Raw genomic sequence first — 11,260 nt, forward strand, 5'->3', positions numbered from 1 at the left:
GAGCCCACAGCTGCGCGGACTGTGTGGCGGCGCTTACTCAAGCACCGTCGACAGAACGGCGCAATATCTCGCGCGATGATTGAAAGAAATTGACAGTACGAAGCCACATGATCGTCCAGCGGCCGAACCGGCCCACCCTGCGGCTTCGTTGCCGCCCAAGGCGCCGTTGCCTCCTACTTCTGCGTCTGCTCCTGCGACGGCTGCCCCGTCGAGCCGCGCACCACCAGTTCCGGTTCGAAGAGCAGTTCCTCGGTGGGCACCGCGCTCCCCGCGATCTGGAGCGCGAGCAACTCGACCGTGGCGCGCCCCATGGCCTCGATGGGCTGGCGCACCGTGGTCAGCGGAGGTTCGGTGCAGGTCATGAACGCCGAGTCGTCGTAGCCGACGACCGAGACGTCCTGCGGGACGCCGAGGCCCCGGCGGCGCGCGGCGCGCACCGCCCCGAGGGCGAGCGGGTCGCTCGCGCAGACGATGCCCGTGACTCCCGCGTCGAGGAGTCGCGCGGCGGCGGCCTGACCCCCTTCGATGGAGAACATCCCTCGCGAGACGTGCTCATCCGGGAGCTCGGCGCCGGTCTGCTCGGCGATCACGCGGGCGGCGGCGAGCTTGCGCTGCGACGGCATGTGGTCGGCGGGCCCGAGCACCAGACCGATGCGGCGGTGGCCGAGCGTGGACAGGTGCCGCCAGGCCTGCTCGACAGCGACCGCGTCATCACAGGACACCGCGGGAAAACCGAGCCGCTCGATGGCCGCGTTGATGAGGACCACCGGGATCTTGCGCGCCGCGAGCAGCTTGTAGTGCTCGTGCGGGGCGTCCGCCTGCGCGTAAAGACCACCGGCGAACACGACACCGGACACCTGCTGTTGCAGCAGCAACTCGACGTAGTCCGCCTCGGAGACACCTCCCTTGGTCTGGGTGCACAGCACAGGAGTCAGACCCTGCTGGGCGAGCGCACCTCCGATCACCTCCGCGAAGGCCGGAAAGATCGGGTTCTGCAGCTCGGGCAGCACGAGCCCCACCAGCCGCGCCCGCTCACCCCGCAGCTGAGTGGGCCGCTCGTACCCCAGCACGTCCAGGGCCGAGAGCACGGACTGCCGGGTGGTGTCGGAAACCCCCGGCTTGTTGTTGAGCACCCGGCTGACCGTGGCCTCGCTGACCCCGACCTTCCGCGCCACCTGAGCAAGTCGTCGCGTCATGCACGCAAGAATAGTGCAAGTCTTGCGCGCTGTTTGCGTGCTGGCTGAATCCGTTCCGGATCGCCCGTGCGGAGCCCTGGCCGGGACCGAACGGGTGAGGGCGGATCGTTTCGTCGGCGGCACTTTCCGGATTCCGGTAGCACTGGCTGGTCAGGGCGGGAATGCGGGATGCGTTCACGTCCCATTCGCCGTTCCGAGCAAAGTTCCGAGCAAAGGAAGCGACCCATGCGTCTTCGTCACTCACTCGCCGCCGCGGCCGGTGCCGCCGCACTGATCCTGACCCTGCCCGGCTCCGCCCACGCCGCCGAGGGCGACTTCCACTACACGTATGTCGACAGCACCGGTGAGGAACAGCAGGCCACGCTGCACGACCCGCACAGCGGCGAGTGCGTCATGCTGCCCGAAGCGGCCCAGGAGTACCACCAGCCGCCCGCGCACTCGCCCGAGAACCGCACCGACTCCTTCGCGATCGTCTTCACGAACGCGGACTGCTCCGGCGACACCTTCACGCTGCGCTCCCACACCGGTGGCGCGAGCGAGCGGTTGAAGCTGCGGTCGGTGCTGTTCTCCTGAGCCCGTTCCTGAGCCCTCAGGGGACGCGGGCGACAGCGACGTAGAAGCCGCTCGACTCGGCCTTCGGTGCCGGTGATTCCTTGTACCAGTGCGTCGCCGTCACCAGGCCGGGCTCGACCAGATCCAGTCCCTCGAAGAAGCGCTCGACCTCTGCGCGGCGCCGCATCCTCAGGGGCACCTGCCCCTTCTTGTAGGTGTCCGTGACGGAGTCCGCGAGTTCGGGGTGTTCGTCGGTGGTGCCGTGGGACAGCACCAGATAGCTCCCGGACGGCAGCGCGTTCACCAGGGTGCGCGTGAGGCCGTACGGGTCCTCCTCGTCGGTGATGAAGTGCATCAGGGCGATGAGCGAGAGCGCGATGGGCTGCTTGAAGTCCAGGAGCTGGCGAGCGTGGTCGAGGATCGCTTCGGGTCGGCGCACGTCCGCCTGGACGTAGTCCGTGGCCCCTTCCGGGCTGCTGACCAGCAGGGCCTCGGCGTGCCGCAGCACGATGGGGTCGTTGTCGGCGTACACGATCCGGGAGGCGGGAGCGATCGCCTGGACGATCTGGTGGAGGTTCGGCGCGGTGGGGATGCCGGTGCCGATGTCGAGGAACTGTCTGACACCGTTGTCGGCGAGCCAGGCCGCGGCGCGATGCATGAACGCCCTGTTGCGCGCCGCGTTCGCGCGCGCCTCGGGCGGCAGCTTCTCGCCCATCTCCTGATCGACCAGGTAGTTGTCCTTGCCGCCCAGAAGCCAGTCGTAGACACGCGCCGGGTGCGGCCTGCTGGTGTCGATGTGGACGTTGGCGTCGTCTGCAGTCATCCATGGCTCCACTACGTGTCCGGCCGGTTTCTCTGTGCGGTGGGCGCCGTGCCCCCGACCGGCCGACGAGGATCCTTCGACCCTACTAGGCCGGGGATCTTCCGGCCCTACCGGCTATGCGTCAACTCTTATGGCTGGTGAGGGAGTTGCTCGCAGCGGCGGCCGAAGCCGCCGGGAGCCCCTGGCTACAGCTGCCGGAGGTGGTCGCGCAGGCTGCGCGCGACCTGCGCCATGAGGGCGTCGGCGCCGGGTTGCGCGCCGGCCGGCACGAGGGACTCGGTCAGGGCGGCGACCGCGAAGGTCTGGCCGTCGGAGTGCTCCACGACGCCGATCTCGTGCCGCAGGTTGAGGAGACTGCCGGTCTTGGAGGACCAGGTGCTCGCGTCGGAGCTGAAATCCGGAGTGAGCCGGTGCCGCAGCACGTTGTGGGCCATGAGGTCGCGCAGCCGCTGGGCCACATCCGGGTGGATCTTCGACGGCGTCCACAGGGCTTGCAGCAGATCGACGAAGGTGCGGGCGCTGCCCGTGTTGGCCCGGGTGGTGTCGAGCTGCGGCACGCGGTGACCACGGCCGCTGGTGCCCGCGTCGATGGCCAGAGCGTGGGCGAGGTGGACCTGGTCGGCGTCGAAGCGTTCCACGGGGGTGTCGGACAGCTCGTCCACGCTGTGCCGTACGGCGATGCCCCGGATGTCGAACTCGTGCAGCATGGCGTTGACTTGGGCGGGCGGGGTGAGCTCGAACAGTGCGTCGGCGGCCATTCCGTCGCTCAGACAGGTGCTGAGGTAGAGCAGGTCGTCGATCGCGATCCGGGCGGGGTGCCGGAATCGGCTCAGCCCGGTGGGGCCGGGCGTGGTGACCCGCCCTGGCTGCACCTCGAGCACCGTCGCTCCGTCGAGCTCGCCCCGCCGGATCCGCTCGAGCGTGGCGAGCGCGAGCGGGACCTTGACCAGGGAGGCGGACGGCAGGTGGGTGTCCGCCTCGATCCCCAGCTCGTCTCCCGTGTGCAGATCCCGCACGAGAAGGCAGCCGTGGAGGCCGCCGTCGCGCAACTGCCCGCGCAGATCGCGCAGGAGGGCCTCGGTGCTCACGCCGTCGAGCCGGTAACCGTTCATGCCAACCCCCATTCCGGCGTGTGTGCCGACCCCATACCGACGTTCGTGCCTGAGTTCGTGCCTGAGTTCGTGCCGGAGTTGATGCCTGAGTTGGTGCCTGAGTTCGTGCCACCGCTCACTGCCACGGCTCCTCCCGCCGTGCCGGCCCGGAGGGCCTCATCGCCTGCCCCCAGGCAGCGGGCGATGGCGTCGCCGAGGCGCGCTTCGATGTGCTGCGGATTGCCGTCCGCCGCGGCGGCCAGGGCGAACCCCCGGCCTAGCGTGACCTCACCGATGGGCCGCCAGGTCAGGGCGAGTTCCTCGGCCTGCGCGAGGGAGCACAGCAACAGGTCGCCCGAGCACAGCACTTCGGCCGCGGCGCTCGTCAGGTCGGCCGCGGCGACGAACTGCGCGGGCCGCAGGCCCAGCGCGTCGCGCAGCCGGGTCAGGGGATCGCGGATGTGCGGCACGTCGTCCTCCGGCTGGATCCAGACGCGGCGGGCCGGACCGGTGGCGGCGCGGCCGACCCGCAGGGTCTCCAGGAAGACGCGCCGCACACCGGGGTCACCGACACCGGCGAGCCCCAACGGCACGGACCACGTCGCCTCGTCCGCGGGTACCGCGAGCAGCGCGGCGCGCACCTGCTGGGCGTGCAGGAGCTCTCTGCGCTGGGTCGGCGCCGCCACCCGCAGATCGAGTGTGACTTCGTGGCCGCGTGCTTCGGCGACGAGACGGGCGAGGCCGGCCGTGGAGCAGACGCCGGGCACCGCGAGCCGCCAGGGCTTGCGCTTGACCGCTTCCGCCTCGTCGAGGAGCACGTCCGCCGCCTGTACGAGCTGCCTGGCCGTGGGCAGCATGTCCCGCCCGAAGGGCGTGAGAACGGCGCGGCGCGACGTGCGCTCGAACAGCGGCTCACCGAAGCGTTCCTCGAGCGCGGCGACGCGACGGCTCGCCACCGACTGGGACATCCGCGCCGCGGCCGCTCCGTCGGTGAAGCTGCCGTACTCGCTCACGCTGACGAACGCGCGACACGCTCCCACCAGATCCACGCCCCGGATCCTATGCCAGATCAGCATGGAACCACGCACGAGCGTATTGGACCGCATACGCACCCCAGGGCGAGGGTGGCTCTGGCACGCACGACCACGTGACACGCACGACCACGTAAAGCGACGGAACCGTGCCACCCCGTCCACCATGCTCCCGGTCTCTACCTACGCGCCCGGTCTCTGCGGCGCCCCGGAGGTTTTGCCCATGCAGCTCACCCGCGTCCGTCGCGCCGCTCTCGGCGCGGTTGCCACGTTCTGCCTCGTCCCGCTCGTGGCCTGCGCCGATGACGAGCCATCGGCTTCGTCGTCGCCGACCACCGCGAGCACGAAGCCCGCAGGAACCACGAAGCCCGCGGGGGCGAAGAAGCCGTTCGCCCCCGGTCTCAAGGCACTTGAGCGCAAGTTCGACGCGCGGCTCGGCGTCTACGCCATCGATACCGGCACCGGACGCGAGGTTGCCTACAACGCCGGTGAGCGCTTCGCCTACAACTCGACGTTCAAGGCGCTCGCCGCCGGAGCCGTGCTGCGCAAGTACTCCCTGAGCGGCCTCGACCGGAAGATCATGTACTCCAAGGACGATCTGGTCGCCAACTCGCCCGTGACCGAGAAGCACGTCGACACCGGGATGACCCTGGGCGAACTGTGCGACGCCGCCGTCCGCTACAGCGACAACGCCGCCGCCAACCTGCTCTTCGACCAGCTCGGCGGACCCAAGGGCCTGGACGCCGTGCTGGAGAAGATGGGCGACGACGTCACCCAAATGGACCGCATCGAGCCCGAGTTGAGTACGTGGGTCCCCGGCGAGAAGCGCGACACGTCCACGCCCCGGGCGCTGGCCAAGGATCTGCGTGCGTTCGTCCTCGGGGACGTCCTCCGCAAGGGCGAGCGCGCCCAGCTCACCAAGTGGCTGAAGACCAACACCACCGGGGACAACACCATCCGGGCCGGTGTGCCCGAGAACTGGGTGGTGGGCGACAAGACGGGAACCGGCAGCTACTACGGCGCCCGCAACGACATCGCCGTGGTCTGGCCCCCCGACAGCGCCCCCATCGTCATGGCGATCCTGTCGAACCGCGGCAAGAAGGACGCCGAGCCCTCCGACAAGCTCATCGCGGAAGCGACCTCAGTGACCGTCGACTCACTGTCGTAGCAGGCGTCACGCCAAGGCAAGACCAGCCAGGACGCGCAACGACGTGCCAGGACCAGCCTCGACAAGGAGCCCCAGGATGACGGATGCCGCACCGCTGACCGGCCACGGCCACAGACCCGACGGCGACGGCCCCGGCCGCATACCCGACGGCCAAGGTCACATACCCGACCGCCAAGGTCGCAGACCCGCGAGGAAGGCGCCGCGTGTGGTGATCGCGGCGGGGCTCGCGCTCGCCGTCGCCGCGGGCATCGCGTACGCAGCGGAGCTGGGCCCCTTCGATCCGGGGCCCGCGGTGCCCGACCCGGAGGCGACGAAGCAGGCGCGCGCGTTCCTGGCCGACTGGGAGGCGGGGCGCATGTCGCGGGCGGCGGCGCTGACCTCGCGTCCCGAGGAGGCCGAGCGCGTCCTGAACAGCTTCACCGCCGGGCTCGACATCAGCGGACCGACCCTGACGGCGGGGGCGGCCGAGGCCGGTGAGGACGGCACCGTGACCGTGGCCTTCACTGCCAAGATGCCCGTCACGGAGCTGGGCACCTGGACGTACGCCTCCGCCGTGCCCCTGCGCAAGCAGGACGACGGCGCCTGGAAGGTGGATTGGGCGCTGTCCCTCGTCCACCCGAAGCTGAGCGGCACGGAGAAGTTCCGGCTGGAGCGTGAGGAGTCCGCCGGGCCCGAGATCAACGACCGCCACGGGAACGCCTTGTCGAGCAGGGCCTATCCCTCCCTCGGCCCGCTCCTCCCCCAGATCGCCGGGGGCAGCGGCGCCGGGCCGCGCGGCGCGGTCCAGCTCGTCGACCGGGCCACCGGTGAGGTCAAGGGCACGGAGGCGTCCTTCGGCAAGAAGTCCGACCGCCCGGCCGACAAGCCGGTGGCCACCACCCTCGACGCGACCTGGCAGTCCGCCGCGGAGAAGGCCCTCGCCGCCGAGGCCGACGGCAAGGATGCCGCGCTCGTCGCCCTGCGGATCGACGACGGGGAGATCCTGGCCGTGGCCAACTCCCCCTCGTCCGGGTTCAATCGCGCCGTCTCGGGCACCTACGCGCCGGGCTCCACCTGGAAGCTCGTCACCACCAGCGCGCTGCTGCTCAAGGGCGCGGTCGCGCCCGACGATGTCGTGGACTGCCCCAAATACCTCACCGTCGGCAAGCGGTTCCAGAATGTCGAGACCTCCGAGCATCGCGGCGCCACTTTCAAGAAGGACTTCACCACCTCGTGCAACACCGCCTTCATCAGCCTGCGCGACAAGGTCGGTGACCAGGAGCTCGGCGATGTGGCCGGCAAGTACTTCGGGGTCGGGCAGAAGTGGAACGTCGGCATTCCCTCGTACGACGGCTCCGTTCCGACGCCCCGCGACGAGACCGAGAAGGCCGCCTCGATGATCGGGCAGGGCAGGGTGCAGGCCAATCCGCTGATCATGGCGTCCGTCACCGCGACGGCGGTTTCCGGCACCTTCCACCAGCCGACGGTGACCGGCGATGCCGGGGACACGACCACCACACCGCTGCCGCGCGAAGTCGTCTCGCAGCTACGCGACTTGACGCGCGCCACGGTCACCGACGGCACGGCGTCGGTACTGGCCGACCTGCCCGGCGATGTGGGGGCGAAGACGGGCACGGCCGAGGTCTCCGATGACGCCCCCAACAACGGTTGGTTCGTCGCCTATCGCGGCAATGTCGCCGTGGCCTGCGTCGTCGAGAAGGGCGTCACCGGCGGCGGGTCGGCCGGGCCTGTCGTCCGCAACCTCCTCGGCACCGTGCCCGACGACCCTTCCTAGCGTCCGCATCCCGCAGGCACGTGGGCGCGCATGCCCAGACCTCAGCCGGGCCCCAGGCCTCAGGCGTCCCGGCACTCCACGTGACCCCAGCCGTGCGCGTTCTTCGCGATCTTCTCTCCCGCGGCGTAGGGCTTCTGGCAGTGGCAGCGGCCGGGGAACTTGGCCTTGATGACGCCGCCCGAACTCCCCTTGCCCGCCCGGGCGGTGGTGGCGCTCTTGCGCGGCCGGGCGGCGGCAGGTGAGGCCGTCATGCGCTCGGGCCGCGGCTCCGGGATCGTGAGCGCGCCGTGGGCGGTGCCGGCGGACTGCTGTGTCGTCGCGGCGTCGCTGGCCGCGACGTCGGCGATCGCGTTGAGGTGGTCGCCGTCCGCCTGGTGGGCCGCGACGTGCCGGAAGGTCACGGCCCGGCCCTGGAGGAGTGCGTCGATGCGGACGACGAGGTCCTTGTTGGCCACCGGCTTCTTCGCCGCGGTCAGCCAGCCGTTGCGCTTCCAGGAGGCGATCCACTTGGTGACGGCGTTCATCGCGTACTGACTGTCCATGCGGACCTCCAGCGGGACGGCCGGGTCCGTGGACTCCAACAGCTCGGCCAGGGCCGTCAGTTCGGCCACGTTGTTGGTCGTGTCGCCGAGCGGTCCCGCCTCCCACCGCTGCGGGCGCTCGTCGGCATCGGCGACCACCCAGGCCCAGGCCGCAGGGCCGGGATTCTTCTTCGCGGCTCCGTCACAGGCAGCGATGATCAAGTCAGACATCCCTCGATGATGCCAGCCCGCGAGAGGAACGGAGGCCACCGCCCCTCCGACCGACCCCCGGGCCCTACGCGTCCGACGCGTCCGACGCGTCCAGCGCGTCCGACGCGTCCAGCGCGGGGGCGATGACGGCGAACGCCCGGTCGGTCAGCCCGGCCGGGTCCTCGACGCCGTCACTGTCGCTCCACCGTTGCAGCACGGCGTCGAAGGCGGACAGCGCCATCCCGGCGGCCAGCCGCGGGTACAGATCCACGCCCGCGTCGCGCCCCAGACGTCGCGCCACCTCCCCCGTCAGGTCATCGCCCCACTGCGCCTGATGCTCCAGGAAGCGGGCGCGCAGGGCCGGGGTGCGCAGAATCAGCCGCACCACGGGCAGCACGCGCTCGGAGTGGTCGCCACAGGCGGCAAGGGGAACCCACACCGCGTGCCGCAGCGCCACGGAGGGCCGCTCGTCTGCGGGTCGCGCCGCCAATTCCGCATGGATACCGACTCCCATGTCGGCCAGGAACTGGACGACCACGTCCTCCTTGGACGCGAAGTACCGGAAGAACGTCCGCCGGGAGACGCCCGCTGTGGTCACGATCTCGTCGATGGTGACCGCGTCGAACCCCTTTCGGGCAAGGAGCTGCAGCGCCGCTTCGGTCAACTCGTTCGAGACGAGCTGCCTTTTGCGCTCGGCCATGGTCACTTCGGGGCGGGAGCTCACCTGGGCATGGTACACGCCATGCCTTGCATGACACTCAGGCTCCTCTTGACACTGAGTGCCACGAGCGACAACATGTGCCGCATGACGCAGCAACAGCGCTGGACAACCGAGCAGATCCCCGACCAGACCAAGCGGGTGTTCGTCGTCACCGGAGCCAACAGCGGCCTCGGTCTGGCGACCACCCGGGCACTCGCCCGGCGGGGCGGGCACGTGATCCTCGCGGTCCGCGACGAGGAGAAGGGCCGGCAGGCGGTCGCGGAGATCACCGCCGGACAGCCGGACGCGAGCCTGGAGGTACGCCGTCTCGACCTGGCCGACCTCGAATCGGTCCGCGGCTTCGCCGACCGGCTGCGCGCCGACCATCCCCACCTCGACGTGCTCATCAACAACGCGGGCGTGATGGCGCCGCCTCGGACGCTCAGCAGGCAGGGCCACGAGCTGCAGTTCGCCTGCAACCACCTCGGCCACTTCGCGCTCACCGGCCTGTTGCTCGACCTGCTGACCGCGGGGACCGATCCGCGTGTGGTGACGGTGAGTTCGATCAACCACCGGCAAGGGCGCATGCGCTTCGACGACCTGACCGGCGAGCGCGGCTACAAGCCCATGGGGTACTACAACCAGTCGAAGCTCGCCAACGCCGTCTTCGGCCGCGAACTCCACCTCCGCCTCTCCCGGTCAGGCAGCCTGGTGCGCAGCGTGCTCGCCCACCCCGGCTACACCGCCACCAACCTCCAGACGGGCACCCCGATCGGCCTGTGGCGCGTACTGCTCGGCCGCATCGGCAACCCTCTGTTCGCCCAACGCCCGGCTGACGGCGCGCTGCCCCAGCTGTACGCGGCGACCGAACCAGGAGTGGAGAGCGGCCAGTTCATCGGCCCCGGTGGCATGGCCGAGCTGCGCGGCGCGCCCACCCGGGTGCAACTGGCTCCCGTGGCGACGGACGCGGAGACCGGGCGGCGGCTGTGGGAACTCTCGGAGCGGTTGACCGGCGTACGGTTCGCGTTTCCGGCGGCCGTGTAGCGGGGCGCCGGCCCAGGAGGCGTCCGGTCAGCGCGCGGCGGGGCGGATCAGCTCCCAGGTCTGGAGAGCGAAGTCGAGGGTCATGCCATGGCGCTCGTACAGGGCGAGAGCACCGCTGCTGTTGCCGGTGTCCACGCCGAGGCCGATCCGGTCGCGGCCGAGCGCCGCGCAGTGGCCGAAGGCATGGCGCAGGAGGTAGCTGCCCAGACCCCGGCCCCGGACCTCGCGCAACACTCCGAGACTGCTGATCCACGCCATCGAGGCGCGGTAGTTGCGGGCGTGCAGCACCGCCGCGTCGCCGACGCCGTCGACGTGCGCGATCCACAGCAGGGACCAGTCGGTGCGCTCGGCGCCGATGTCGTCCAGCCACTGCTCGTACGTACGCGGGTGGAAGTCGAAGTGGTCGGCGAAGGTCTCCTGCAGCAGTGCGTGGGCGCGCCGGCGGTCCTCCTCGGCCAGACAGGGGCGCAGGGTCACGCCGGGGGGCTGCTCGGGCAGCCGGTCCGTGGCCGTGGACAGGGGGCGGACCATGGAGTTGTAGCGCCGGACCGTCGTCCAGCCGCGTCCGCGCAGCGCACGCAGGTCGATGGTGGGGGCGATGTTGAGGGGCATGTGCACCACCACCCGGTCGGCTCCGTTGGCGGCGGCCCGCTCCGCCGCACGCGTCTCCACCAGCTCGAACAGGTGCTGGGCGGCCTGGGGGCGGCCGGGCAGCGCGAAGCACTCCGTGTCGATCTGCTCGCCGCCGGACTCGTCCCACAGCAGCCCGTACGCAATCAGCCGGCCGTCGTCGAACAGCAGCCAGGAGTCGTGGGCCAGGTCGACCTCCGGGTGCTTCAAGTCGGCCTGCACATCGGAGAGTTCGGTGTCGGTGCGACCGATCTCCAGCAGGTCGATCTCGTTGAGCAGCGCGCACACCGCCGCCGCGTCGTCGAACGTCGCGGGGCGCACCGTAAGGCCGGACGGGAGGGTGGCGGGCGTGGTCATGCACCCACTGTCCGGTGCCGGGCAGTGGGTGCGCAACGGACTTTTCCGGGCCGTGGCGGGGGCGCGGGGGGCCCCGCCCCGCGGGGGGTTGGGGGAGATTGCCCAACGCGCGGCGGGGCGCCCCCAGCCCCGGGGGCGCGGGGGGCCCCCCGCGCGGGCGGGA

11 protein-coding genes are annotated in these 11,260 nt (G+C 70.7%); 4 read left to right on the forward strand and 7 right to left on the reverse strand.

Annotated elements, in window-relative coordinates; all coding sequences use genetic code 11:
* Window positions 1-173: 173 nt before the first annotated feature.
* Entirely contained in the window at window positions 174-1,196 is a 1,023-nt protein-coding gene (locus ACIBCK_RS34440; RefSeq protein ID WP_399396663.1) for a LacI family DNA-binding transcriptional regulator, read from the reverse strand.
* A gap of 225 nt (window positions 1,197-1,421) precedes the next feature.
* On the opposite strand from ACIBCK_RS34440, the gene ACIBCK_RS34445 reads away from it, so the two are divergent.
* Window positions 1,422-1,769: a hypothetical protein gene (locus tag ACIBCK_RS34445; protein ID WP_399396665.1), complete on the forward strand. Its 348-nt coding sequence runs from the start codon at window positions 1,422-1,424 to the stop codon at window positions 1,767-1,769.
* Between the two features lie 16 nt (window positions 1,770-1,785).
* On the opposite strand, the gene ACIBCK_RS34450 is transcribed toward ACIBCK_RS34445, so the two are convergent.
* The 3 genes from ACIBCK_RS34450 to ACIBCK_RS34460 all read right to left on the reverse strand — a co-directional run bounded on the left by ACIBCK_RS34450 (window position 1,786) and on the right by ACIBCK_RS34460 (window position 4,711).
* Complete coding sequence (locus ACIBCK_RS34450; protein ID WP_399396667.1) at window positions 1,786-2,571, reverse strand: SAM-dependent methyltransferase; 786 nt, start codon at window positions 2,569-2,571, stop codon at window positions 1,786-1,788.
* A gap of 185 nt (window positions 2,572-2,756) precedes the next feature.
* Entirely contained in the window at window positions 2,757-3,659 is a 903-nt protein-coding gene (locus tag ACIBCK_RS34455) for a serine hydrolase (protein ID WP_399396700.1), read from the reverse strand.
* Window positions 3,660-3,679: 20 nt separating this feature from the next.
* A complete protein-coding gene (locus ACIBCK_RS34460) occupies window positions 3,680-4,711 on the reverse strand; it encodes a LysR family transcriptional regulator (RefSeq protein ID WP_399396669.1) in 1,032 nt (343 codons plus the stop codon).
* A 205-nt stretch (window positions 4,712-4,916) separates the two neighbouring features.
* On the opposite strand from ACIBCK_RS34460, the gene bla reads away from it, so the two are divergent.
* Entirely contained in the window at window positions 4,917-5,861 is a 945-nt protein-coding gene (gene bla / locus ACIBCK_RS34465; RefSeq protein WP_399396670.1) for a class A beta-lactamase, read from the forward strand.
* A 76-nt stretch (window positions 5,862-5,937) separates the two neighbouring features.
* Window positions 5,938-7,635: a penicillin-binding transpeptidase domain-containing protein gene (locus ACIBCK_RS34470; RefSeq protein ID WP_399396672.1), complete on the forward strand. Its 1,698-nt coding sequence runs from the start codon at window positions 5,938-5,940 to the stop codon at window positions 7,633-7,635.
* Between the two features lie 59 nt (window positions 7,636-7,694).
* On the opposite strand, the gene ACIBCK_RS34475 is transcribed toward ACIBCK_RS34470, so the two are convergent.
* The gene (locus tag ACIBCK_RS34475; protein WP_399396674.1) at window positions 7,695-8,387 is read right to left on the reverse strand and encodes an RNase H family protein; all 693 of its coding nucleotides are present in this window, start codon (window positions 8,385-8,387) and stop codon (window positions 7,695-7,697) included.
* 64 nt (window positions 8,388-8,451) lie between these two features.
* On the reverse strand, window positions 8,452-9,066 hold the full coding sequence (locus tag ACIBCK_RS34480; RefSeq protein ID WP_399396701.1) for a TetR family transcriptional regulator: 615 nt from the start codon (window positions 9,064-9,066) through the stop codon (window positions 8,452-8,454).
* Between the two features lie 105 nt (window positions 9,067-9,171).
* Here ACIBCK_RS34480 and ACIBCK_RS34485 point away from each other — a divergent pair, with 105 nt between their 5' ends.
* Complete coding sequence (locus ACIBCK_RS34485) at window positions 9,172-10,110, forward strand: oxidoreductase (RefSeq protein WP_399396675.1); 939 nt, start codon at window positions 9,172-9,174, stop codon at window positions 10,108-10,110.
* A gap of 27 nt (window positions 10,111-10,137) precedes the next feature.
* Here ACIBCK_RS34485 and ACIBCK_RS34490 read toward each other — a convergent pair whose 3' ends face one another.
* The gene (locus ACIBCK_RS34490) at window positions 10,138-11,097 is read right to left on the reverse strand and encodes a GNAT family N-acetyltransferase (RefSeq protein WP_399396677.1); all 960 of its coding nucleotides are present in this window, start codon (window positions 11,095-11,097) and stop codon (window positions 10,138-10,140) included.
* Window positions 11,098-11,260: the final 163 nt, after the last annotated feature.

The organism is Streptomyces sp. NPDC051218 (assembly GCF_044455475.1).
In the GTDB taxonomy this organism is placed as follows: Bacteria; Actinomycetota; Actinomycetes; order Streptomycetales; family Streptomycetaceae; genus Streptomyces.